The sequence below is a fragment of the Amycolatopsis solani genome, from assembly GCF_033441515.1.
Lineage (GTDB): Bacteria > Actinomycetota > Actinomycetes > Mycobacteriales > Pseudonocardiaceae > Amycolatopsis > Amycolatopsis solani.
Window position 1 is genome coordinate 4,228,204 of record NZ_JAWQJT010000001.1, and the last position, 22,215, is coordinate 4,250,418.

The following is a 22,215-nucleotide window of genomic DNA, read 5'->3' on the forward strand; positions in this document are numbered from 1 at the left end:
GGTCCTTCCCTTACCCCGTGAGCGCCCCCGGCAGAGGCTGGACGCACATCACGACACAGGAGGACTCGATGGCGCTCACCCTCGACACCTACCGGCTGCTGGGCCGGTCCGGGCTGCGGGTCTCGCCGCTGGCACTGGGCACGGCGACCTTCGGCACCGAGTGGGGCTGGGGCGCGGAAGCGGCCGACGCGCGCAAGCTGTTCGACACCTACGTCGAGCGCGGCGGCAACTTCCTCGACACGGCACCGACGTACACCGACGGCAGCTCCGAACGGCTGCTGGGCGAGTTCGCCCGCGAGCACCGCGAAAGCCTGGTGCTGGCGACGAAGTACACGACGCTGCTGCGGCCCGGCGACCCGAACTCCGGCGGCCCGCACCGCAAGAGCCTGTTCGCGTCGGTGGAAGCCAGCCTCCGGCAGCTGGGCACGGACTACCTCGACCTGCTCTACCTGCACGTCTGGGACTTCACGACGCCGGTCGAGGAGATCCTGCGCGGCCTCGACGACCTGGTCCGCCAGGGCAAGGTCCGGTACGTGGCGATGTCCAACGTGCCGGCCTGGGAAGTCTCGCGGATGCAGGCGATCGCGGACCTGCGGGGCTGGTCGCCGCTGATCGCGCTGCAGGTCGAGTACAGCCTGATCCGGCGGGACGCCGAACGCGACCTGATCCCGATGGCGCGGGAGCTCGGCCTCGGGGTGGCGCCGTACTCGCCGCTGGGCGGCGGCGTGCTGTCCGGCAAGTACCGCGGCGCCGGCTCCGGGGAGAGCACCCGCCGGAGCTTCAACGCCGGGATGGGCATGGTCACCGAACGCACGCTGGCCATCGCCGACGTCGTGACGGAGGTCGCGGCCGAGGCGGGCCGCACGCCCGCCCAGGTCGCGCTGGCCTGGACCCTGCGGAACCCGGGCGTGACCGCACCCGTCGTCGGCGCCCGCACGCTCGCGCAGCTCGAGGACAACCTGAGCGCCCTCGACGTCGAGTTCACGCCGGACCAGCTGGCCCGCCTCGACGACGTCAGCGCGATCGACCTCGGCTACCCGCACGAGCTGCTGCGCGGCGACCACATCCGCGCGGTCACCCGCGGCGACCTGAAGATCGAGCCGCGGGCTACGCCGGCAGGACGGTGATCAGCAGCCGGGCCCGCGGGGTCAGCAGGACGGTGTTGTTCCGCCCGGGCTGGATCCGCGGGCTCGTCCGGTACAGCTGGAACTCCTTCCCGCCCGCCGTGAGGTAGTGGTGCTCGTTCATGCCCTTGCTGAGCCGGGTGGACAGCACGATCGGGTAGTCGCGGTCGGGCCGCTGCCTGCCGAAGTCGTGGGTCCAGCCGGTGATCGCGACCAGCCGCCCGTCCCGGACGTCGGCCAGCCGGCGCCCGCAGACGAACCCCAGCCAGGCGGCCAGCGCGAGGAGGGGGAGCGCGGTGCCGAGGGCGGCGGCGACCGTGGACCCGGTGAGCCGCGCGCCGAACCGGGTGTCGATCGTCGAAACCGGGATGACCACGGCGACGACGAGCGCCGCGACCGCGAAGACCGCGGCCAGCCAGAACGAGCCGTCGAGCACTTTCCCCCGCTGCGAGGGGTGGAGCCGGCCCTGCCGGTTGGCCAGCTCCACCTCCGCCTGCCCGGCCGTGGTCACTCGCCTTCACCCTCCGGGTGTTCCTTCTCGTAGGCCTCCTGGCCTTCGTGGTAGCGGTCGATCTGCTCGTTCTCCTGGCGGCGCCCTTCGGTGACGACGCCGACGCCGTCGGCGAGGTTGAAGCCCGGGACCTTGCCGCCGCCTTCGCGCCACTCCTTCTGGCTGAGGAAACTGCGGCCGTCGTCGGACAGCTTGTCGCCGAGCCCTTCGACCTTCTCGCGGCCGGGGACGTGCTCCTTGGCGGCGTCGCTCCACCCCTTGGCCGTCTCCTCGGCGGACTTCGCCTCCTTGCCCGCCTGCTTGAGCTCGTTGGCGCGCCGCTCGATGCCCGCGGCCGTGTCGACGCTCTTGTCCACGATCTTGTCGACGCCCTTGCCGACCTTCTTCAGCGCGTTCGCCGCGCCTTCGAGCGCCGCCTTCGACTTGCCGGCGCCCTTGGCCAGGCCCTCGAGCTTCTCGACGATCTTCGCGATCCGCGTGCTGATCTTCTCGGCGAGCACCCCGCCCTCGATGACCGTGTCGGCGATGAACGCGGCGATCGTGCCGCCGAAGGTGCACCACGACGCCGCCAGCGCGGCCAGCGCCTTGACGATCAGCTCACCGACGAACGACGAGATCATGTCGCGGATCAGCCCGCGCTCGGTGCCGACCAGTGCCGCGCCGACGTTCATCGCCGTCGACGCGCTGTCGGCGTGTGAAGCCGCTCCGCGCAGGACGCCGACGTAGCTCTCCGCCGTCCTTTGGTACGCCTCGGCGGACCCGCAGTCGCTGAACGACTGCTGGACCTTCTTGGCCTGCTGTTCGTACTGCTCGGCCGTCTCGGTGAGCTGCTTCGAGATGTTCGACCAGGTCACGGCCTTGGCGGTGACGGCTTCGGGCTTCCCGGCGAGCTTGTCGAGGCCGTCCTTGAGGAAGCTGATGTGCTCGATCAGCCAGCCGACGCCGGCACTCGCGAGGGTGCCGAGCGGGTCCATCGCCGCGCCGAGCAGGTCGAGCGCGTCAGTGCCGACGTCCATCGCGAGGTTGCCCCAGTCGCCGTTGCGGGCGTCGGTGAGCGTCGAGGCGGCGTCGCTGAAGATGCCCGCGCCGCCGGTCTGGGCGTTGACGTTGTCGAGCTCGCCCTTCGACGGGTCACCCATGCCGCTCCAGAAGCCGCTGCTCGGCTCGGCCGTCGCGACCAGCGGGTTCTCCTGCGTCTCGGTCATGCCGGCAGCTCCTTGCCGATGCCTTCGATCAGGCACTTCGTCGTCTGTTCGTGCTCGGTGAAGGCACCGTGGGCGGTCTTCACCCGATCGGCGACCTCGTGGCCGGCGTCGACGGCGGAGCGGAGGAAGTCCTCCGCCTGGCTCGTCCAGATCTGGATCGGCGCCGCGAAGACCTGCCCGACCAGCCCGAAGGCGTCGAAGTCGAGCGCCTGCGCGGTGCCGGCGGCGTCGAGGGCCTGCTGCACCTTGGCCGCGATCTCGCGGATTTTGTCCTCGTGGCCGCCGAGGACGTCGAAGTCGACCTTCAGCGCCATCAGAGCCCCCGGCGCAGGATCGGGCCGCCGAAGTCTTCGTCGTCGTCCGGCCGAGGCCGGGGCGGCCGCACGGGCGGCGGAGGCGGTGCCGCCGACTCTTCCGCGGTGAATTCCCAGCGCGGCGCCGCTTTTTCCGGTTCGGGCAATTCGGGCGAGGGGATCTGTTCCTGGAGGAAATGCATCGCGTCGCTGTCGGTGCCGATCACTGGCGCCATGATCGCGGTCAGCTGCTGGGCGGCGTCGACCTGAGCGCGGCGGGTGGCCGCGAGGACGGCCTGCGCGAGCCGGGCCCGCGGCAGCTCGTCGGCTCGGCTGCCGAAGGTGAGTTCCTGCAGCGCACCGCTGGTGTTGACGGTGACCGTGACCGCCCCGTCGGGACTCGAGGCGGTCGCCGAGACCTGCTCGAGCCGGGCCTTCGCCTCGGCCGCGCGCCGGGCGATTTCGGGCATTCCGGCCGAAGCCGGTTCAATTCGGTTCACGGCGACCTCGGAAGTCGGGAAGGGCATGCGGATCAGAGGCAGCAAACCGCTTTTCGGTTCCACCATCAAGCCGGAAATCCCTTTCCAGAACTGCGCATGGGAATTGATTGGGACGCCCTTTACCCGGGTGTGGGACTCCGCCGGTCACCTCGCCGGAGTGCCCGGGTTGAGCACGACCGGCTCAGGCTTACGTAAACTCGGGTTCGGCAGCGAACGAGGTAGGTGAGGAACCGGTGGCCAACGCGGAGGAGCGCCGCTTCGACGTGCTGCGCGCGATCGTCGCCGACTACGTCTCCAACCAGGAGCCGGTCGGGTCGAAGGCGATCGTCGAACGGCACAACCTGGGCGTGTCGAGCGCCACCGTGCGCAACGACATGGCCACCCTCGAAGAAGAGGGCTACATCACCCAGCCGCACACCAGCGCCGGGCGGGTGCCGACCGACAAGGGCTACCGGCTCTTCGTCGACCGGCTCTCCGAGATCAAGCCGCTGAGCGCGGCCGAGCGGCGGGCGATCACCACCTTCCTCGACAGCGGCACGGACCTCGACGACGTCCTCCGCCGCTCGGTGCGGCTGCTCGCGCAGCTGACCCGGCAGGTCGCCGTCGTCCAGTACCCGATGCTGACCAACGCCAAGGTGCGGCACCTCGAAGTCGTACCGCTCACCCCGGCGCGGCTGATGCTGGTGCTGATCGCCGACAACGGGCGCGTCGACCAGCGCACGGTCGACCTCGGCGACGTCGTCACCGAGGAAGACGTCAGCCGGCTCCGGACCGTGCTCAACACGGCCATGGCCGGACGGCGGCTCAACGAGGCCGCCGCGCGGGTCGCCGAGCTGCCCGACAAGTCGCCCGGCGAACTGCGCGACGCGCTCATCCGCGTCACGACGGTCCTCGTCGAATCGCTGGCCGAGCACCCCGAAGAACGCCTGGTCCTCGGCGGTACCGCGAACCTCACCCGCAACGTCGCCGACTTCCCGGGCTCGCTGCGCCAGGTCCTCGAAGCGCTCGAGGAACAGGTCGTCGTGCTCAAGCTGCTGGCCGCCGCGCGCAACCCCGGTGCGATCACGGTGCGCATCGGTGAGGAAAATGAAGACGAGCAGATGCGCAGCACCTCGGTCGTGTCGATCGGCTACGGCCAGGACATGGTGCTCGGCGGCATGGGGGTGGTCGGCCCGACCCGGATGGACTACCCCGGCACGATCGCCGCGGTGCGCGCGGTCGCCAACTACGTGGGGCAGATCCTGCACGGCCGCTGAGCCGGGCAGAGCAGAAGGAGAAGCGAAGACGGTGGCGAGGGACTACTACGGCATCCTCGGGGTGGCGAAGAACGCGAGCGATCAGGAGATCAAGCGCGCGTACCGGAAGCTGGCCAGGGAGCTGCACCCCGACGTCAACCCGTCGGAAGACGCCCAGCACAAGTTCGGCGAGGTCACGACGGCCTACGAGGTGCTGTCGGACCCGCAGAAGCGCAAGATCGTCGACCTCGGCGGCGACCCGATGGACGGCGGCGCGCGCGGCGGGGGCGGCGACCCGTTCGCCGGCTTCGGCGGCCTCGGCGACATCATGGACGCCTTCTTCGGCGCGGCGGGCGGCGGTGGCGGCGGCCGCGGCCGTGGCCCGCGCAGCCGCGTCCAGCCCGGCTCCGACGCCCTCATCCGGCTCGGCCTCAGCCTCGAAGAGTGCGCCACCGGCGTCGACAAGGAAATCGCCGTCGACACGGCGATCGTCTGCGACCTCTGCCGCGGCGCCGGCACCTCCGAGGGCACCTCGGTCAAGACGTGCGACACCTGCGGCGGCGCCGGCGAAGTCCAGTCCGTCCAGCGGTCCTTCCTCGGCCAGGTCGTCACCGCCCGCCCCTGCCCGGTCTGCCGCGGCTTCGGCGAAGTCATCCCCGACCCCTGCCGCCAGTGCGGCGGCGACGGCCGCATCCGCGCCCGCCGCAACGTCACCGCCAAGATCCCGCCCGGCGTCGGCGACGGCATGCGCATCCGGCTCTCCGGCCAGGGCGAGGTCGGCCCCGGCGGCGGCCCGGCAGGCGACCTCTACGTCGAGATCGACGAGACCCCGCACGAGGTCTTCGTCCGGCAGGGCCACGACCTGCACTGCAACTTCCGCATCCCGATGACGACCGCCGCCCTCGGCGCCACCGTGCCCATCGCCACCCTCGTCGACGGCGACTACGAACTCGACATCGAACCCGGCACCCAGCCCAACGCCGAGCTCGTCCTCACCGGCAAGGGCATGCCCCGGCTGCGGTCCTCCGGCCGCGTCGACGGCCGCGGCGACCTGCACGTCCACATCGACGTCCAGGTGCCGACCAAGCTCGACGACGCCCAGCGCGAACTGCTGGTCGAGCTGGCCCAGCAGCGCGGCGAAGAAGCCCCGACCCTCTCGTCCAACGGCAGCAAGCACGGCGGCCTGTTCTCCAAGCTGCGCACCAAGAACCACCGCTGACCGTGCCCGACACCACCCTGCCGGTCTTCCTCACGGCCGCGGTGCCCACCGGCGGCACCGCGGTCCTCGACGGCGAGGAAGCCCGGCACGCCGCCACCGTCCGCCGCCTGCGCGCGGGGGAGCGGCTGGTGCTGTCCGACGGCGACGGCACCATGGCCCGCTGCGTCGTCGACGCGGTCCACCCCGGCCGCGACGCGACCCTGAACCTGACGGTCGAGGAGCGCTGGACCGAGGAACCGCCCGCCCTGCGCGTCGTCCTCGCCCAAGCCCTCGCCAAAGGCGACCGCGGCGAACTCGCCGTCGAACTCGCCACCGAAGCCGGCGTCGACGCCGTCGTACCCTGGCGCGCCGCCCGCAGCGTCGCCAAGTGGGACGAAGGCGACCGCGGCGGCAAAGCACTCGCCCGCTGGCGCGCGACCGCCCGATCCGCCGCCAAGCAAGCCCGCCGCGCCCACGTCCCCGCCGTCACCGACCCCGTCACCACCCGCGAACTCGCCGGCCTCATCGCCACGACGTCCCTCGCCGTCGTCCTCGAATCCGACGTCCCCGACCGCCTCACCGACCTCACCCTCCCGGACACCGGCGACCTCCTCCTCGTCGTCGGCCCCGAAGGCGGCATCACCGACGACGAGCTCACCACCCTGCGCGAAGCCGGCGCCCGAGCCGTCCGCCTCGGCACCACGGTCCTGCGCACCTCCACCGCCGCGGCCGTCGCCCTCGGCGCACTAGGGGCCCTGACCACCCGCTGGCACTGAAAAGATCAACCCCGAAAAACCCGGAGAATTTGCGCCCAGTTATGGCGCGATCACACTCCGACCCGTTACTCTCGTTTACTAACGCGCCACCCACCGTTTCGGCGCGCCACTGGGAAGAACACGGACCCCGCCGGGCACCTCCCCCCTCGGTCCGGCGGCAGCCGCACTGCGACGGATCGACCCCCAGGGTCCGCCGCAGTGCGGCACCTCACTCCGCTTCGCTTCGTCGAGCTGCCGCCTGCTTGCGGTGTGTTTTCTGGGGGTCAAACCCCCAGGCCCCCAGCCGGGGGCGCGCCCCCGGACCCCCCGCGACCTCCGCTCGGTGCCCGTTGGGTGGGGCGGCGTCGCGTTCGGTCGGTGGGCGGCGTGGCGGGAGTGGGGCGGGCGGCTCGGTAGGGTGCTGCCATGAGTGATGATGCCGAGATGCTCTTTGAGCGGATTATTGCTGGTGAGATCCCTGCTGATGTTGTCTATCAGGATGAGACGACCTTTGCGTTTCGGGATATTCGGCCGCAGGCTCGGGTTCATGTGCTCGTCGTGCCTAAGAAGCGGTATCGGAACCTGGGGGAGCTGGCTGCTGCGGATCCGCAGTTGCTTGCTGACGTTGCGTTGACCGCTCGGCGGGTTGCTGAGCTTGAAGGTGTGCTCGAGAGTGGGTATCGGGTTGTCTTCAACACTGATGCCGATGCCGGGCAGACCGTTTTCCACGTTCACGCCCACGTCCTGGGCGGGGAAGCGCTGGGGCTCTTCGGCGCTGGTAGCTAAACCGGCCTGCGTCTTGTCGGGGGGTGCCAGTAGCATCGGTGGGGTCCAGTCGTACTCACCGAGAAAGCAGGCCTGAGGCCACGTGGCCGGAACCGTACCGGGTGGTGCCGCCCGACCCGACGTCCCCGGGGACGTCGCCAAGACCGAGGATGGCGCTGTTCAGGCTGCTCAGTCCCGGTTTCCCATTCCCGACGCCGCCGCGCTGAGCCTGCTCGGGTCCCGTGACGAGAACCTGCGGGTCGCCGAGGAGCTCCTCGCCGCCGACGTGCACGTCCGGGGCAACGAAGTCACCTTGACCGGCTCGCCGGCGGACGTGGCGTTCGCTGAGCGCGTCTTCGCCGAGCTCGTGCAGCTCGCCGGCGGCGGGCAGCAGGTGGGGCCCGACACCGTGCGCCGCACCATCGGCATGCTTTCCACGGGCGACGCGTCGCCGGTCGAGGTGCTGAGCCTCAACATCGTTTCGCGGCGCGGGAAGACCATCCGGCCCAAGACGCTGAACCAGAAGCGGTACGTCGACGCCATCGACAAGCACACCGTCGTGTTCGGCATCGGGCCCGCCGGCACCGGCAAGACCTACCTCGCGATGGCGAAGGCCGTGCAGGCGCTGCAGGCCAAGCAGGTCACGCGGATCGTGCTGACCCGGCCCGCCGTCGAGGCCGGCGAGCGGCTCGGGTACCTGCCGGGCACCCTCAACGAGAAGATCGACCCCTACCTGCGGCCGCTCTACGACGCGCTGCACGACATGGTCGAGCCCGAGTCCATCCCGCGGCTCATGCAGGCCGGCACCATCGAGATCGCGCCGCTCGCCTACATGCGCGGCCGCACCCTCAACGACGCCTTCATCATCCTCGACGAGGCGCAGAACACCACGCCCGAGCAGATGAAGATGTTCCTCACCCGGCTCGGCTTCGGCTCCAAGATCGTCGTCACCGGCGACATCACCCAGGTCGACCTGCCCAGCGGGCAGCGCAGCGGCCTCCGCGTCGTCCGCGACATCCTCACCGGCGTCGAAGACCTGCACTTCGCGGAGCTCACCAGCCAGGACGTCGTCCGGCACAAGCTCGTCGGCGACATCGTCGACGCCTACGAGAAGTGGCAGGCCGTGCAGGACGCGCAGGGACAGCAGGGCAACGGCTGGAAGGGCAACCGGCGTTGAGCATCGAGATCGCCAACGAGTCCGGCGTCAACGTCGACGAGACGTCCATCGTCTCCGCCGCCCGCTACGCCCTCGACAAGATGGAGGTCAGCCCGCTCGCCGAGCTGTCCATCCTCCTCGTCACCCTCGACGTCATGGAAGACCTGCACGAACGCTGGATGGACCTCCCGGGCCCGACCGACGTCATGGCCTTCCCGATGGACGAGCTCGACTCCTCCCGCCGCCCGGACGCGCCCGACGCGTCACCGGCGCTGCTCGGGGACATCGTGCTCTGCCCGGCGTTCGCCAAGGACCAGGCCAAGACCGCGGGGCACGCCCTGATCGACGAGCTGCACCTGCTCACCGTGCACGGCTGCCTCCACCTCCTCGGCTACGACCACGCCGAGCCCGCCGAGGAGCGCGAGATGTTCGCCCTCCAGAAGCGCATCCTCGGCGAGTACCAGGACGCCGTCGCCGCGCTGGAGAAGAAGGACGCCCAGCGCAACACCGACGACCGCGTCCTCGGCATCGCCGGGCTCGACGCCGCCGAGCCGAGCGCCGCGCCGCCGGGAGAAACGCCCTAGGCGTCAGCCATGGTCCAGCTCCTCTTCGCGATCGCGCTCGTCCTCCTGGCGGGCGTCTTCGCGGCGGCCGACGCCGCCATCAGCTCCGTCTCGCAGGCCCGGGCCGACGGCCTCGCCCGGATGGGCCTGCCCGGCGCGCGCCACCTCGCCGCGGTCGTCGCCGAACGGCGGCGCCACATCAACCTGCTGCTCCTGCTCCGCCTCGGCTGCGAGCTCACCGCGACCGTGCTCGTCACGGTGTTCGTCGGCACCCGGCTCCAGCCGCTCGGCCTCGCGGTGCTGGTCACCGCCGTCGTCATGATCGTGGTCAGCTACGTCCTCATCGGCGTCGGCCCCCGCACCCTCGGCCGCCAGCACCCCTACCGCATCGGCCGCTACGTCGCCGGGCCCGTGCGCGTGCTCGGCTCCGTCCTCGGCCCGCTGTCCCGGCTGCTGATCCTCATCGGTAACGCCATCACACCCGGCCAGGGCTTCCGCGAAGGCCCGTTCACCTCCGAAGTCGAGCTGCGCGAACTCGTCGACCTCGCCCAGGAGCGCGGCGTCGTCGAAGACTCCGAGCGCGAGATGATCCACTCGGTCTTCGAGCTCGGCGACACCGTCGCCCGGGAGGTCATGGTGCCGCGCACCGAGATCGTCTGGATCGAGCGCGCCAAGACCGTCCGGCAAGCACTGGCGCTGGCGCTGCGCACCGGCTTCACCCGCCTGCCGGTGATCGACGAATCGGTCGACGACATCGTCGGCGTCGTCAACATCAAGGACCTCATGGCCGCGTACATGGATCCGGACGGCGCGAGCACGGTCGTCAGCACGCTGATGAACGAAGCCTCCTTCGTCCCCGACTCGAAGCGCCTCGACGAGCTGCTCAAGGAAATGCAGCGCTCGCACAACCACATGGCGATCGCCGTCGACGAGTACGGCGGCACCGCCGGCCTGCTCACCATCGAAGACGTCCTCGAGGAGATCGTCGGCGAAATCACCGACGAGTCCGACGCCGACGAGCGCCCCGAGGTCGAGGAGCTCGACGACGGCGCCGTGCGCGTGTCGTCCCGCATGGGCGTCGACGACCTGGGCGAACTGTTCGGCATCGACCTCGAAGACCACGACGTCGAGACCGTGGGCGGGCTGCTCGCGGAACGACTGGGTAGGGTCCCGCTGCCGGGGGCCGAAGCCGAGGTCGCCGGCCTTCGGCTGTTCGCCGAAGGGGGCAAGGACCGGCGCGGCCGCATGCGGATCACCTCCGTGGTGGTGCACCCGGCCGACGCCGAGGCGATGACGGACCCGGCCGACCGGACCACCCGCCGTCGCACCCGCGTACCCCACCCCGACGAACGCGACAGGAGCGTCGAACATGCCTGACCTCGAGGCCGAGGACCAGAAACTGGTCACGCTGGCGCGGTCTTCGCGCGCCCGCATCCAGGCGCCCGAGGGTGCGGCGGTCCGCGACACCGACGGCCGCACCTACGCCGCCGGCACGGTCGACCAGCCGTCGTTCAAGCTCACCGCGCTCCAGGCCGCGGTCGCCGCGGCCCTGTCGAGCGGCGCCGAGGGCATCGAGGCCGCCGCCGTCGTCAGCGAAGAGGGCCTGCTCAAGGGCGCCTCGGTGCACGCGGTCCGCGACATCGCGAAGTACGCTCCGATCATCCTCGCCGCCCCGGACGGCACCGTGCTCGAGGTGCTGGAGCGATGACGGAGCACCGTTCCGGCTTCGCCTGTTTCGTCGGCCGCCCCAACGCCGGCAAGTCGACGCTGACCAACGCCCTCGTCGGCACCAAGGTCGCGATCACCTCCAGCAAGCCCCAGACCACCCGGCACGCCATCCGCGGCATCGTCCACCGCGAGGACGCCCAGCTCGTCCTCATCGACACGCCCGGCCTGCACCGCCCCCGCACGCTGCTCGGCGAGCGCCTGAACGACATCGTGCACGCGACGTGGTCCGAAGTGGACGTCGTCGGCCTGTGCGTGCCGGCGAACGAGAAGATCGGGCCCGGCGACAAGTTCATCGCCGGCGAGCTGCAGAAGATCGCCAAGCGGACGCCGGTCATCGGCATCGTCACCAAGACCGACCTCGTGCAGCCCCAGCAGGTCGCCGAACAGTTGCTTGCCCTGCAGCAAGTGATGGACTTCGCCGAGCTGGTCCCGGTGTCCGCAGTGGACGGTTTCCAGGTCGACACGCTGGCCGAGCTGCTCGTCGAACGGCTTCCCGAGGGCCCGCAGCTGTACCCGGGCGGCGAGCTCACCGACGAGCCGGAGCAGACCCTGGTCGCCGAGCTGATCCGCGAAGCGGCGCTGGAAGGCGTCCGCGACGAGCTGCCGCACTCGATCGCCGTCACCGTCGAGGAGATGCTGCCCCGCGAAGGCCGCGACGACCTCATCGACGTGCACGCGTTCCTGTACGTGGAGCGGCCCAGCCAGAAGGGCATCATCCTCGGGCACAAGGGCGAGCGCCTGCGCGAGGTCGGCGCCACCGCGCGCAAGCACATCGAACGGCTGCTGGGTTCCAAGGTGTACCTCGACCTGCACATCAAGGTGGCCAAGGACTGGCAGCGCGACCCCCGCCAGCTGCGCCGGCTGGGCTTCTGAATTCCTGGTCTCATTTCGGTCGCGACGGGAGCAATCCCCGCGCGCGGGCGGAGCAGTACCCCTACAGTTCGCACCTCGACCACACCGCGGCCGGTCGGGGCGGCCGCGGATACCGGTGGTCGTCCGTGGAGCACAACGAAGGGGACCGACCGAAATGACCGACAGCCAGGGCATGCCCAACTACCCCGGCGACCAGCCCGGCGGGCAGCCGAACTACCCCGGCGGCCAGCCGGGCGGTTACCAGCCGGGCCCGCCCCCGAGCAACAACCTGGTGTGGGCCATCCTCACCACCATCCTCTGCTGCCTCCCGTTCGGCGTCGTGTCGATCGTGCAGGCCGCGAAGGTGAACGGGCTCTGGGCGCAGGGCCAGACCGCCGCCGCGCAGGAAGCCGCCGACTCCGCCAAGAAGTGGGCGATCATCTCGGCCGTCGTCGGTGTCGCGTGGCTCGTGCTGTGGATCATCCTGATGATCGCGGGCGTCTTCACGTTCGGCGCGGGCACGACGTCATACTGACGTAGCCGAACAGCAGGAGGATTCCGGTGACCGACCAGTACCCGCCGCCGTACCCGCCCCCGGGCGGACCGCCACCCGGCTATGGCTACGGCTACGGCTACCCGCCGCCGAACTACGGCCCGCCGCCGGACAACAACATGGTGTGGGCGATCCTGAGCACGGTGCTCTGCTGCCTGCCGCTGGGGATCGTCTCGATCGTGAAGTCCAGCCAGGTCAGTTCGCTGTGGTTCCAGGGCATGCACGCCGAGGCGCAGAAGGCGGCCGACGACGCCCGGAAGTGGGCGATGTGGTCGGCGATTTCGACCGGGATCCTCCTGCTGCTCTACGTCGTGTTCATCGTGGTGATGATCGTGGTCGTCGGCGCCAACGCGGACCGGTTCACGCCGTGACCGCGACGACCGTCTACACGGGAATCCCGGCTCGGGGCACGAAGGCCAAGCTGCGCGCGCTCGCGCCGCCGCTGGCCCTCGTGGCCGGGCTCGGCTTGTGCTGCGCGGTCGTCTGGGTCGGCGATCCGACCACGCCCGGCGGGTTCCTGCCCGTCTGCCCGACCAAGGCGCTGTTCGGCATCGACTGCCCGGGCTGCGGCGGCATGCGGATGGCGTACAGCCTGATGCACGGGGACATCCCGGCCGCACTGCACTACAACGCCGTGTCGTTCGTGGTCGTGCTCCTGTTCGTGTGGAGCACGGCCACGTGGACCCTCGGGCGCCTGCGCGGCCGCGCGCTGGACAGCTGGCTGCACTGGCGCTGGACACCACTGGTGTTTTCCATCGTGTTCGTCGTCTGGTTCGTCATCCGCAACCTGCCGTTCGCGCCGTTCACGGCGTTGCGCGTCTGAATCCCGCGCGGCGCGGAACCGGTGATCCACCCTTCGCGTCGGACCGGTGCGCGGGTCACCCGGACAGCCGACGCCTGGGAGGCGCGGCCGTGACCGGAGCGAGTACGCTCCCGCGGACCGGACCGATGAGGGCGGATCCGTTTCCGCGCGTCGGGGAAGTGACCAGCGAGGGGAAGACCCAATGACCGATCCCTACGGCCAGCAGCCGTTCGGGCAGCAGCCCGGTGGCCAGCAGCCGTTCGGACAGCCGGGGCCGACGCCGTACGGCCAGCCCGCGCCGTTCGGGCAGCCGGCGCCGTTCGGGCAAGGCGCTCCCTTCGGCCCGCCGCGGACCTACGCGAGCTGGGGCCAGCGCGCCCTCGGCTGGCTCGTCGACTTCGGACCCGTCGTCCTGCTGTACCTGATCGTCATCCCCGCGTCGTTCGCCGGCGGGGACGCCGGCTCGCTCCTGGCCGTGATCGGAGGGCTCGCCTGGCTCGGCTGGACCATCTACAACCGGTGGATCCAGCAGGGCAACACCGGGCAGTCGCTGGGCAAGCGGGTCGCGAAGATCAAGCTGGTCCGCGAGGACACCGGGCAGCCGGTCGGCGCGGGCATGGCCTTCGTGCGCGACTTGGCCCACTTCGTCGACAACGTCCTCTGCTACGTCGGCTGGCTGTGGCCGCTGTGGGACGACAAGTCCCAGACGCTCTCCGACAAGATCGTCGGCACGGTCGTCGTGCCGGCCGACGCCGTCGCCGCCCCCTCGCCCTTCGGCCAGCCGGGCGCGCAACCGTTCGCGGGTGGCTACCCGTCGCCCTCCGGCGGCTTCGACCAGCCGCAGTCGGCGCCGGGTGGCTTCGGCCAGCCGCAGCCCGGGGGTTTCCCGCAGCAGCCGCCATCCGGCGGGTTCGGCCAGCCGCAGCCGGGTGGCTTCCCGCAGCAGCCGCAGCCCGGCGGGTTCGACCAGCAGCCGCAGCCGGGCGGGTTCGGGCAGCCGCCGCAGTCCGGTGGCTTCCCGCAGGCGCCCGCGCCGGGCGGGTTCGGCCAGCCGCAGCCGCCTTCGGGTGGTTTCCCGCAGCCGGGTCAGCCGCTCGCGCCGCCGCCGGGCGGGTCCGCGTTCGACGAGCAGGCCGAGCGCACGCAGATGCTGCGCCCCGACGCCGGGGGCACACCCGCCGGCGGCACGCCCGCGTTCGACGAGCAGGCCGAGCGCACCCAGATGCTGCGTCCCGAGAAGCAGGACGAGGCCGAGCAGACCCGCAAGATCGACCCGGGCCAGTTCGGCCAGCACTAGATCTTCCCGCACCACCGCCGGGGTGGCCCGGCGGACAATCACGAGTAGTTGGGGTACAAGTTCATGACCAATCCCTACGGCCAGCAGCAGCCCTACGGCCAGCAGCCGCAGCAGCCGGGTTACGGCCCGCCGTCCGGTGGCATGCCCGCGCCCTACGGCCAGCCTGCGCCGTACGGCCAGCCCGCTCCGTACGGCCAGCCGCCCACCGGTGGGTTCGGCGCCCCCGGCTACGGCGGCATGCCCGGCGGTGGTGGCGACATCAACCAGATCAAGGACTACAAGGGCTGGGCGATCGGCTGCATCTTCCTCTTCTGGATCCTCGCGATCTTCGCGATCATGAAGTCCAACGAGGTCCAGACGTACAAGATGCAGGGCAACTACGCGATGGCGGAGCAGGCGTCGAAGACGACCAAGACGCTCTGCCTGATCGCCACCATCATCGGTGGGCTCAGCTGCGTGACCGTGATCATCGTCTGGATCATCGCGCTCGCCGCGGCCTCCAGCGTCAGCTACTGCACGGGCTACTACTGCTGATTCCCGCGGGGCGCACCACCCCGGCATCGCCCGGAAGTGGGACGATGTCGGGGTGGTGAACCTCTACCGCGACACCGGGGTGGTGTTGCGCACGCACAAGCTGGGTGAAGCCGACCGGATCGTCACCCTGCTGACCCGGCGGCACGGCAAGGTCCGCGCCGTCGCGAAGGGCGTGCGGCGGACGTCGTCCCGCTTCGGGGCCCGGCTGGAGCCGTTCGGCCACGTCGACGTGCAGTTCTACACCGGGCGCACGCTCGACGTGATCACGCAGGTCGAGACCGTCGACGCGTTCCAGCTGCCGCTGGTCGCCGACTACCAGCGCTACACCGCGGCCAGCGCGATCGCCGAAACCGCGGACCGGCTCTCGGCCGAAGAGGGCGAACCGGTGCTCAAGCTCTACCTCCTCGTCTGCGGCGCGCTGCGGTCCCTCGCCGCCGGGGAGCGTGACGCGTCCCTCGTGCTCGACGCGTTCTTCCTCCGCGCGATGTCCTACGCCGGCTGGGCGCCCGCGCTCACCGAGTGCGCCCGCTGCGGCCTGCCGGGCCCGCACGTCGCGTTCAGCGTCGCCGCGGGCGGCTCGATGTGCCAGGACTGCCGGATCCCCGGCTGCGTGCACCCCGCGCCCGAGGTCCTCGACCTGCTCACCGCCCTCCTGCACGGCGAATGGCCGCTGGCCGAGTCGACCCTGCCCGGCACCCGCCGGGACGCCAGCGGCCTGGTCGCTGCCCACCTGCAGTGGCACCTGGAGCGTCAGCTCCGGTCGCTTCCGTTGGTCGAGCGACGTGCCCGGGAAGCGGCGGTGTCCTCCGGGGCTTCGCCCCGAGCCCCCGAAAGACAGGCGGTGCCCGGGCAGTAGGGTCGGGCTGACCGGTTTCACCCATCCAGGGAGGCTCGCAGTGCTGCGCAGGGGACGCGAGAACAAGGCGTCGCGGTACGAGCTGCGTGCCCCGGATCCGCACCCCTCGGGCGCGGTGCCGCCGGAAATCCCGCGCGAGCTGGTCCCGAAGCACGTCGCACTGGTCATGGACGGCAACGGCCGCTGGGCCAACCAGCGCGGCCTGCCCCGGATCGAAGGCCACAAGCGCGGCGAAGCGGTGATGATCGACGTCGCCGCCGGCGCCGTCGAAATCGGCGTCAAGTGGCTCTCGGTGTACGCGTTCTCGACGGAGAACTGGAAGCGCAGCCCCGAAGAGGTGCGGTTCCTGATGGGCTTCAACCGCGACACCATCCGCCGCCAGGTCGACTACCTCGGCTCGATCGGCGTGCGCATCCGGTGGGCGGGCCGCCGTCCCAAGCTGTGGGCTTCGGTGATCAAGGAGCTGCAGGCGGCCGAGGAGAAGACCAAGCACAACACGGCGCTGAACATGACGATGTGCGTCAACTACGGCGGCCGCGCCGAGCTGGGCGACGCGATGCAGCGGATCGCTCGCGACGTCGCGGACGGCAAGCTCGACCCGGGCAAGGTCACCGAGAAGACCATCGGGAAGTACCTGTACCAGCCGGACATGCCCGACGTGGACCTGTTCCTGCGGCCTTCGGGGGAGCAGCGGACGTCGAACTTCCTGCTGTGGCAGTCCGCGTACGCCGAGATGGTCTACCAGGACACGCTGTTCCCGGACTTCGACCGGACGCACCTGTGGCGGGCCTGCCTGGAGTTCGCGAAGCGGGATCGCCGCTTCGGCGGCGCCGTCGACCAGGCGGCTTCCTCGTGAGCGCGACCGAGGCGGCGGAGACCGGGGAGCTGCTGACGCAGGCGAAGGAAGCGCTCGAGCGGTACCTCGAGGTCCGCGTCGACGACGACGGCGCGCTGACGTTCTCCCACGGCGACGTCCCGTGCGTCATCCAGGCGACCCGGCTCGGCGAGGGGCTCACCGTGCTCTCGCTGACCTGCGTGGTCGCCTGGGACTTGGCGGACGGACCGGAGCTGTCGATCGCGGTCGCCGAGCGGGCGGGGCAGGGGCTGTTCGGGACGCTCGGCGTCGGGCACACCGACTCCGGGGTCGATGTGACGCTGCGGTACGCGTTCCCGGCCGCGGGCCTGGACGCGGCGGCGCTGGGGACGTTGCTCATGCTGGTCGTGTCGACGGCCTCGCAGCTGCGGACGGATTTGCCGGGTATCGGGTCCGCCGGGTAACCCACACGGGGTGGAGATTCCGCCGCGAACGGCGGATTCCGGTCGGAAACGGACCGTATCCGTCCTTTCGCGGCCCGTGCGGGTCACTTCCTGTCGGTGGGCACTGGCATCATCGTCGTCGTGAACATCGTTTCCACTTCCGGCACCGAGCCCGGCCGGCGCGTGCGCCGCTTCCGGATCAGCTCGGTCGAGGTGCTGTGCGCGATCCTGCTCATCGCGATCCTCGGCCAGGGCTGGCTGCAGCAGCTGTTCGACGTGCCCGCGCTGCGCACCGGCTCGACCGTGTTCGTCGCCGTCTGCGTGCAGGCGCTGCCGTTCCTGGTGCTGGGAGTGCTGATCAGCGGGGCCATCGCGGCGTTCGTGCCCGCCCGCGTGCTGGAGAAGGTGCTGCCCCGCCGTCCCGGTGCGGCGGTCGGCGTGGCCGGCCTGGCCGGGGTCGCGCTGCCGGGCTGCGAGTGCGCGTCGGTACCGGTCGCGCGCCGGCTGATGGGGCAGGGCGTGGCCCCGGCCGCGGCGCTGACGTTCCTGCTGGCGGCGCCGGCGGTGAACCCGGTGGTGCTGGTGGCCACCGCGGTCGCGTTCCCCGGCAAGCCGGAGATGGTACTGGCCCGCTTCGCCGGCTCGCTGGCGACAGCGGTGGTGATGGGCTGGCTGTGGGCCCGCTGGGGCAAGCTCGAGTGGATCACCGCCCGTGCGCTGCGCCGCCTCCCGGAGGTGCCGAGCGGACAGCGGTGGCGGGTGTTCGCCGAGACGGCCCGCACGGACCTGGTGGAGGCGGGCGGCTTCCTGGTGCTGGGCGCGCTGATCTCGTCGGCGCTGAACGTGCTGGTCCCGGCGAAGTGGTTCGGCGTATTGGGCGACCAGCTGGTGCTCGGCGTGCTGGTGATGGCGGTGCTCGCGGTGGTGCTGGCGCTCTGCAGCGAGGCGGACGCCTTCGTGGCCGCGTCCCTGACGGCGTTGCCACTGCTGCCGAAGCTGGTGTTCCTGGTCGTCGGCCCGGCGGTGGACGTCAAGCTGTTCGCGCTGCAGGCGGGCACGTTCGGCAAGTCGTTCGCGATCCGCTTCGCCCCGGCAACGTTCGCGGTGGCCACAGCCTGCGCGGTCGCCGCCGGCGTCCTGGTGGGAGTGTCGTGAAGCGCGAGACGCAGAACATCCTGCTGCTGTTGCTGGGCGGCGCCCTGATCAAGATCGCGGTCAACGGCGACTACTTGAGGTACGTGAAACCGGCCCAGCAACCCTGGATCATCACCGGCGGCGCGGTGATGGTGCTCCTGGGAGCGGTCGCGATCGTGCGCGACCTCCTGTCCGCCCGCGCCGGCGCAACCCCGGAGGAGTTCTCGGCCGCCCCGGTCGACGACCACGCCCACTCGGCCCCTCCGGCCGGGCGAGGTGCGGCCCTGGGCGCGTCGGCCGCGCCAGACCGCCTGCCCGCGCCGGACCGCTCGGCCACGTCGGCCGCGCCAGACCACCCAGTCGCCCCGGCCGACGGTCACGGTCATGCCCACTCGGCCCGCCCGGCCTGGCTGCTGCTGGTCCCGGTCCTAGCCGTGTTCCTGGTGGCACCCCCAGCCCTAGGCGCGGACTCGGTGATCCGCACGGAAGCGAGGGTCCCGGCCAGCGCGGCAGCAGCCAACGCGGCCTCCTTCCCACCCCTCCCGGCGGGCGACCCGGTTCCCCTCGCGGTCAACGAGTTCGTCAGCCGAGCAGGCTGGGACGCGGCAGGCACCTTGAACGGCCGCACCGTCGCCCTGACCGGGTTCGTCGTCCACACCGACGGCGGCACCCTGCTGGCCCGCCTGGTGATCAGCTGCTGCGCGGCCGACGCGTTCCCGGTGACGGTCCGCCTCCGCGGCGGCGAAGCCGACCACCTGGCGAGCGACGCGTGGATCCGCGTGACGGGCCAGGTGGTCCCCGGCACCGCCACGAGGACCAACAGCTACACGCCCGACTTAACCCCGGCCTCGCTGGCGACGGTCCCGGCCCCGAAGGATCCTTACGAGTACTGACATTCGTCCAAGACGGACGACCGGAGCAGGCACCGCCCCTGCTGCTCATCCACGGCTCGAGTGCCTACACGCGCGAACCCGGCCCGACGGCCAATCCCGCGCGCCAGCCGCGCACCGGGCCCGGCTCAGTGCTCCGCGCAGGTGCCGGTGATCTCCACCGTGTGCGAGATCTCCGAAAAGCCGTGCTCGCTCGCGATCTTCTCCGCCCACCGCTCGACCGCCGGTCCCTCGACCTCCACCGTCCGCCCGCACACCCGGCACACCAGGTGATGGTGGTGGTGCGCCGAACACCGCCGGTAGATCGCCTCGCCCGAGTCCGTGCGCAGCACGTCGATCTCGCCGGCCTCCGACAGTGACTGCAGGGTGCGGTACACCGTCGTCAGGCCGATGCCGTCGCCGCGTTTGCGCAGCTCGTCATGCAGTTCCTGGGCGGAGCGGAAGTCGTCGACGGTGCTCAGCAGCTCGACGACCGCGGCTCGCTGGCGGGTCGATCGGCGCCCGGGCACCGGGGCCTGGCTGCGCGGCGCGGCGGGGTTCATCACTTTCCTTCCTGCACGTGGGCGACGGCGTCGACCACGATGTGCGCCAGGTGGTCGTCGGCGAGCCGGTAGACGACCTCGCGGCCGCGGCGTTCGCCCTGCACCACCCCGGCGGTCTTCAGCACCCGCAGGTGCTGGCTGATCAGCGGCTGCGCGACGTCGAGGGCGTCCACCAGCTCGTGCACGCACCGGTCGGCGGCCCGCAGCTGCAGCACGATCGCGATCCGGACCGGCGCGGCCAGCGCGCGCAGCAGGTCGCCCGCGTCCGTCAGTACCGACGGTGACGGGTGCACCGGCGCCGGACCCGGCGCGCACTCCGCGAGACCCGGCTGGGCACCACTCCCGGTCACCGTCGCCATGCCCGCCTCCACCCTGCCCGTCCGGACCATGAATTCCGTAGTCATTGCCAGTAACGGCCTCGCCCATCCTAGTGTTCCCCCGGACGGGAGCCCCGCCCCGGCGGCGAGCTGCGGGGTACGGCTGGTGGTATTACCCCGTTCGGGTGAGTTCGTGGGATATTGGCTCTTCGGCTTCGCATGTAGTGGCCGACGGTGCAAGGTTGTCGCGGAGCGTTTCGTCGCTTCTCGGTACGCCGGCGCCGCGCCCGAGCAGACCAGTGGGGAGACATGACCCGTTTCGCAACAAAAGCAGCCGCGCTGACGGCTGTGGTGTTCCCGCTGGTCGGAGTGGGTTTGGCCGGAGCGCAGACGCAGGCCGTCGACGAAAAGACCGGGCCGGTCTCGTTCGCGAACATCGCGTCGGTCCGGATCGGCGGCGAAGGCCAGCGCGGCGGTGCCCTCATCACCGAAACGCAGCGCTCGCCGCTGCTGCCGGGCCAGTCGAAGCTCGGCACGGATCGCGTCACCGTCCCCAAGGACGACGGCGAGCGCGCGACCTTCGGCGGGCACTACCAGATCGACCTCGGCCGCTACAGCCCGTCGCAGAACCCGTACCCGCCGGGTGTCGCGAGCCGCGACCACAACGTCGTCGCCGCACTGCAGGCGACCACCGTGCCCACCGCCGTGGCGGAGACGAACTACGCGCTCCGCGACGTCTGGCAGGGCGCGGCGAAGCCGGTCGACAACACCGTGCTCGTGCTCGAAGGCGCGAAGTCGGCGGTGGACTGCACCGGTCCCGCCAAGCTCACCGCCACCACGTCCGTCGCGCGGCTGTGGGTGCGCCAGTCCGACGGCGCGCTCGGCATCGTCCCGGTGCCCGGCGGCAACGCGGGCCTCCAGCTGACCAACCTGCGCCTGGGCCCGCCCGGCGAAATCACGAACGCGGACAAGGGCACCACGGTCTCCGACCTCAAGCTGACCCGCGTCGGCACGTTCGACCAGCTGATCCGGCAGGACGGCTGGCGCGGCGGCGACTTCACCGCGGTCGCCGGCTGGCGCGTCGAGATCACCACCCACGTCAAGGACGCGACCGGCGCCGCGCTGCAGGACGTGCAGACGAACATCGTGCTCGGCGGGGTCAGCTGCTCGGTCCCGAAGGGGTTCGTCGCGAAGGCGGGCAACCAGGCGGGCGGCACGAGCGCGTCGCAGGCGGCGGTCCCGACGCAGGTCCCGGCCGGCTACCTCGGCGCGGCGGCCCCGGCGACCGACGGCGACGGCTCCCGCGTCCCGCTCGGCATCGGCCTGCTCTTCGGCGGTGTGTTCTTCGCGGCGGTCGCCCTGCTGCTCGGCCGGCGCCGCAAGTCCGGGACGGACTAGGTGCTCCGCACCGCGCTGGCCGCCGTCGCGGCCGCGCTGGCCGTGGCCGCGTTCGCGGCCGGGATCGTCCTGCTGACGTGGCTGCCGCCGACGTCGGCGCCGCTCGCCGCGCCACCGCCCGGCACGCTGCCGGGCGAGAACGCGGCCCCGGCGGTGCTGCCCGCGGACAGTGAATCGGCGGCCCAGCAGCGCCCGGGCACGGTCCGCCTGCCCGACGGCGCGACCGCGCGGCTGGTCCGCACGGAGCTGACCGACACGGGCGTCCTGCCGATTCCCCGCGGGCTCGCGGACGCGGCCTGGTGGGGCGCGAAGCTGGGCGCGGACCGCGGCGCGGCGCTGCTGTCGGGCCACGTGAACTGGGAAGGGCAGCGCGGCCCGTTCGACGAGCTGTGGCGCACCCGGGCCGGGGACGAGGTGAGCATCGTCGACGCCCGCGGCGGCCGCTGGGTCTACCGCGTCGACGAGGTGGTCACGCTCCCGAAGGAGACGCTCCCGCAGCAGGCCCGGCGCTGGTTCGGCCAGGACGGCCCCCACCGCCTGGTCCTGGTCACCTGCGGCGGCGACTACGTGGGCGGCACCGAGGGGTACGACGAGAACCGCCTGGTCACGGCGAAGCTGGTCACCCGCCCGACCGGCTGATCCCCGCCCGCTGAACGACGTGAATGACTCATTCCTGTCGTGAGACGACAGGAATGAGTCATTCACGTCATCGACCCCCCCGGCCGCGAGCCGGACTCGATGCAACCTCCC

The 22,215-nt window shown here is 71.4% G+C and carries 28 protein-coding genes; 22 read left to right on the top strand and 6 right to left on the bottom strand.

Going from position 1 to position 22,215, the window contains the following annotated elements:
* Positions 1-68 precede the first annotated feature (68 nt).
* Entirely contained in the window at positions 69-1,127 is a 1,059-nt protein-coding gene (locus SD460_RS19550) for an aldo/keto reductase (protein WP_290061987.1), read from the top strand.
* Here SD460_RS19550 and SD460_RS19555 read toward each other — a convergent pair.
* From SD460_RS19555 to SD460_RS19570, 4 genes are read right to left on the bottom strand one after another with little or no spacing between them, the layout of a single operon-like run.
* Complete coding sequence (locus tag SD460_RS19555) at positions 1,108-1,635, bottom strand: hypothetical protein (RefSeq protein WP_290061988.1); 528 nt, start codon at positions 1,633-1,635, stop codon at positions 1,108-1,110. The genes SD460_RS19550 and SD460_RS19555 overlap by 20 nt on opposite strands.
* Positions 1,632-2,840 carry a hypothetical protein gene (locus tag SD460_RS19560; RefSeq protein ID WP_290061989.1) on the bottom strand — a complete coding sequence of 403 codons (1,209 nt, stop codon included), beginning with the start codon at positions 2,838-2,840 and terminating at the stop codon, positions 1,632-1,634. Before SD460_RS19560 ends, SD460_RS19555 begins: the two co-directional genes overlap by 4 nt.
* Positions 2,837-3,154: a type VII secretion target gene (locus SD460_RS19565; protein ID WP_290061990.1), complete on the bottom strand. Its 318-nt coding sequence runs from the start codon at positions 3,152-3,154 to the stop codon at positions 2,837-2,839. The genes SD460_RS19560 and SD460_RS19565 overlap by 4 nt, the downstream gene beginning before the upstream one ends.
* Entirely contained in the window at positions 3,154-3,699 is a 546-nt protein-coding gene (locus SD460_RS19570) for a YbaB/EbfC family nucleoid-associated protein (RefSeq protein ID WP_318306480.1), read from the bottom strand. The genes SD460_RS19565 and SD460_RS19570 overlap by 1 nt, the downstream gene beginning before the upstream one ends.
* A gap of 167 nt (positions 3,700-3,866) precedes the next feature.
* Between SD460_RS19570 and hrcA the strand changes: the two genes are divergently transcribed.
* From hrcA to SD460_RS19665, 19 genes are all read left to right on the top strand, one after another.
* Entirely contained in the window at positions 3,867-4,889 is a 1,023-nt protein-coding gene (gene hrcA / locus SD460_RS19575) for a heat-inducible transcriptional repressor HrcA (RefSeq protein ID WP_290061992.1), read from the top strand.
* Positions 4,890-4,920: 31 nt separating this feature from the next.
* Positions 4,921-6,087 carry a molecular chaperone DnaJ gene (gene dnaJ, locus SD460_RS19580; RefSeq protein WP_318306481.1) on the top strand — a complete coding sequence of 389 codons (1,167 nt, stop codon included), beginning with the start codon at positions 4,921-4,923 and terminating at the stop codon, positions 6,085-6,087.
* Positions 6,088-6,089: 2 nt separating this feature from the next.
* Positions 6,090-6,842, top strand: coding sequence for a 16S rRNA (uracil(1498)-N(3))-methyltransferase (locus tag SD460_RS19585; RefSeq protein WP_318306482.1), 753 nt, complete (start codon positions 6,090-6,092; stop codon positions 6,840-6,842).
* Between the two features lie 405 nt (positions 6,843-7,247).
* Positions 7,248-7,607: a histidine triad nucleotide-binding protein gene (locus SD460_RS19590; RefSeq protein ID WP_290060597.1), complete on the top strand. Its 360-nt coding sequence runs from the start codon at positions 7,248-7,250 to the stop codon at positions 7,605-7,607.
* An 82-nt stretch (positions 7,608-7,689) separates the two neighbouring features.
* Positions 7,690-8,763 carry a PhoH family protein gene (locus tag SD460_RS19595; RefSeq protein ID WP_290060595.1) on the top strand — a complete coding sequence of 358 codons (1,074 nt, stop codon included), beginning with the start codon at positions 7,690-7,692 and terminating at the stop codon, positions 8,761-8,763.
* The gene (gene ybeY / locus SD460_RS19600) at positions 8,760-9,326 is read left to right on the top strand and encodes an rRNA maturation RNase YbeY (protein WP_290060593.1); all 567 of its coding nucleotides are present in this window, start codon (positions 8,760-8,762) and stop codon (positions 9,324-9,326) included. The genes SD460_RS19595 and ybeY overlap by 4 nt, the downstream gene beginning before the upstream one ends.
* Positions 9,327-9,335: 9 nt before the next feature.
* Complete coding sequence (locus tag SD460_RS19605; protein ID WP_290060592.1) at positions 9,336-10,682, top strand: hemolysin family protein; 1,347 nt, start codon at positions 9,336-9,338, stop codon at positions 10,680-10,682.
* Positions 10,675-11,013, top strand: a complete 339-nt coding sequence (locus SD460_RS19610) for a cytidine deaminase-like protein (RefSeq protein WP_290060591.1) — start codon at positions 10,675-10,677, stop codon at positions 11,011-11,013. The genes SD460_RS19605 and SD460_RS19610 overlap by 8 nt, the downstream gene beginning before the upstream one ends.
* Positions 11,010-11,906 carry a GTPase Era gene (gene era / locus SD460_RS19615; protein ID WP_290060589.1) on the top strand — a complete coding sequence of 299 codons (897 nt, stop codon included), beginning with the start codon at positions 11,010-11,012 and terminating at the stop codon, positions 11,904-11,906. Before SD460_RS19610 ends, era begins: the two co-directional genes overlap by 4 nt.
* Positions 11,907-12,060: 154 nt before the next feature.
* Positions 12,061-12,420, top strand: a complete 360-nt coding sequence (locus SD460_RS19620) for a CD225/dispanin family protein (RefSeq protein WP_290060587.1) — start codon at positions 12,061-12,063, stop codon at positions 12,418-12,420.
* Between the two features lie 26 nt (positions 12,421-12,446).
* Entirely contained in the window at positions 12,447-12,809 is a 363-nt protein-coding gene (locus tag SD460_RS19625) for a CD225/dispanin family protein (RefSeq protein ID WP_290060584.1), read from the top strand.
* Entirely contained in the window at positions 12,806-13,261 is a 456-nt protein-coding gene (locus SD460_RS19630; RefSeq protein ID WP_290060582.1) for a DUF2752 domain-containing protein, read from the top strand. Before SD460_RS19625 ends, SD460_RS19630 begins: the two co-directional genes overlap by 4 nt.
* A gap of 181 nt (positions 13,262-13,442) precedes the next feature.
* A complete protein-coding gene (locus tag SD460_RS19635) occupies positions 13,443-14,537 on the top strand; it encodes an RDD family protein (RefSeq protein ID WP_290060580.1) in 1,095 nt (364 codons plus the stop codon).
* 63 nt (positions 14,538-14,600) lie between these two features.
* Positions 14,601-15,071 carry a CD225/dispanin family protein gene (locus tag SD460_RS19640; RefSeq protein ID WP_290060578.1) on the top strand — a complete coding sequence of 157 codons (471 nt, stop codon included), beginning with the start codon at positions 14,601-14,603 and terminating at the stop codon, positions 15,069-15,071.
* 52 nt (positions 15,072-15,123) lie between these two features.
* On the top strand, positions 15,124-15,927 hold the full coding sequence (gene recO / locus SD460_RS19645; protein ID WP_290060575.1) for a DNA repair protein RecO: 804 nt from the start codon (positions 15,124-15,126) through the stop codon (positions 15,925-15,927).
* A 40-nt stretch (positions 15,928-15,967) separates the two neighbouring features.
* The gene (locus SD460_RS19650) at positions 15,968-16,783 is read left to right on the top strand and encodes an isoprenyl transferase (protein ID WP_290060573.1); all 816 of its coding nucleotides are present in this window, start codon (positions 15,968-15,970) and stop codon (positions 16,781-16,783) included.
* On the top strand, positions 16,780-17,205 hold the full coding sequence (locus tag SD460_RS19655; RefSeq protein ID WP_290060571.1) for a YbjN domain-containing protein: 426 nt from the start codon (positions 16,780-16,782) through the stop codon (positions 17,203-17,205). The genes SD460_RS19650 and SD460_RS19655 overlap by 4 nt, the downstream gene beginning before the upstream one ends.
* Positions 17,206-17,331: 126 nt before the next feature.
* Positions 17,332-18,339 carry a permease gene (locus tag SD460_RS19660; RefSeq protein ID WP_290060599.1) on the top strand — a complete coding sequence of 336 codons (1,008 nt, stop codon included), beginning with the start codon at positions 17,332-17,334 and terminating at the stop codon, positions 18,337-18,339.
* Positions 18,336-19,211 carry a TIGR03943 family putative permease subunit gene (locus SD460_RS19665; protein ID WP_290060569.1) on the top strand — a complete coding sequence of 292 codons (876 nt, stop codon included), beginning with the start codon at positions 18,336-18,338 and terminating at the stop codon, positions 19,209-19,211. The genes SD460_RS19660 and SD460_RS19665 overlap by 4 nt, the downstream gene beginning before the upstream one ends.
* 125 nt (positions 19,212-19,336) lie before the next feature.
* On the opposite strand, the gene SD460_RS19670 is transcribed toward SD460_RS19665, so the two are convergent.
* Together SD460_RS19670 and SD460_RS19675 are read right to left on the bottom strand one after the other, a co-directional pair.
* Entirely contained in the window at positions 19,337-19,750 is a 414-nt protein-coding gene (locus tag SD460_RS19670; protein WP_290060567.1) for a Fur family transcriptional regulator, read from the bottom strand.
* Complete coding sequence (locus tag SD460_RS19675; RefSeq protein WP_160703294.1) at positions 19,750-20,109, bottom strand: ArsR/SmtB family transcription factor; 360 nt, start codon at positions 20,107-20,109, stop codon at positions 19,750-19,752. The genes SD460_RS19670 and SD460_RS19675 overlap by 1 nt, the downstream gene beginning before the upstream one ends.
* Positions 20,110-20,376: 267 nt before the next feature.
* On the opposite strand from SD460_RS19675, the gene SD460_RS19680 reads away from it, so the two are divergent.
* Positions 20,377-21,465: a hypothetical protein gene (locus SD460_RS19680; protein ID WP_290060563.1), complete on the top strand. Its 1,089-nt coding sequence runs from the start codon at positions 20,377-20,379 to the stop codon at positions 21,463-21,465.
* Positions 21,466-22,104, top strand: coding sequence for a class F sortase (locus tag SD460_RS19685; protein ID WP_318306483.1), 639 nt, complete (start codon positions 21,466-21,468; stop codon positions 22,102-22,104). It abuts the gene before it with no gap.
* The last annotated feature ends 111 nt before the right edge of the window (positions 22,105-22,215 follow it).

Coding starts and splice junctions, on each gene's coding strand:
- SD460_RS19550 (WP_290061987.1), top strand. CDS start 69: ATGGCGCTCACCCTCGACACCTACCGGCTGCTGGGCCGGTCCGGGCTG.
- SD460_RS19560 (WP_290061989.1), bottom strand. CDS start 2,840: ATGACCGAGACGCAGGAGAACCCGCTGGTCGCGACGGCCGAGCCGAGC.
- SD460_RS19565 (WP_290061990.1), bottom strand. CDS start 3,154: ATGGCGCTGAAGGTCGACTTCGACGTCCTCGGCGGCCACGAGGACAAA.
- SD460_RS19570 (WP_318306480.1), bottom strand. CDS start 3,699: ATGGTGGAACCGAAAAGCGGTTTGCTGCCTCTGATCCGCATGCCCTTC.
- SD460_RS19590 (WP_290060597.1), top strand. CDS start 7,248: ATGAGTGATGATGCCGAGATGCTCTTTGAGCGGATTATTGCTGGTGAG.
- SD460_RS19605 (WP_290060592.1), top strand. CDS start 9,336: ATGGTCCAGCTCCTCTTCGCGATCGCGCTCGTCCTCCTGGCGGGCGTC.
- SD460_RS19610 (WP_290060591.1), top strand. CDS start 10,675: ATGCCTGACCTCGAGGCCGAGGACCAGAAACTGGTCACGCTGGCGCGG.
- era (WP_290060589.1), top strand. CDS start 11,010: ATGACGGAGCACCGTTCCGGCTTCGCCTGTTTCGTCGGCCGCCCCAAC.
- SD460_RS19620 (WP_290060587.1), top strand. CDS start 12,061: ATGACCGACAGCCAGGGCATGCCCAACTACCCCGGCGACCAGCCCGGC.
- SD460_RS19635 (WP_290060580.1), top strand. CDS start 13,443: ATGACCGATCCCTACGGCCAGCAGCCGTTCGGGCAGCAGCCCGGTGGC.
- SD460_RS19640 (WP_290060578.1), top strand. CDS start 14,601: ATGACCAATCCCTACGGCCAGCAGCAGCCCTACGGCCAGCAGCCGCAG.
- SD460_RS19670 (WP_290060567.1), bottom strand. CDS start 19,750: ATGAACCCCGCCGCGCCGCGCAGCCAGGCCCCGGTGCCCGGGCGCCGA.
- SD460_RS19675 (WP_160703294.1), bottom strand. CDS start 20,109: ATGGCGACGGTGACCGGGAGTGGTGCCCAGCCGGGTCTCGCGGAGTGC.
- SD460_RS19680 (WP_290060563.1), top strand. CDS start 20,377: ATGACCCGTTTCGCAACAAAAGCAGCCGCGCTGACGGCTGTGGTGTTC.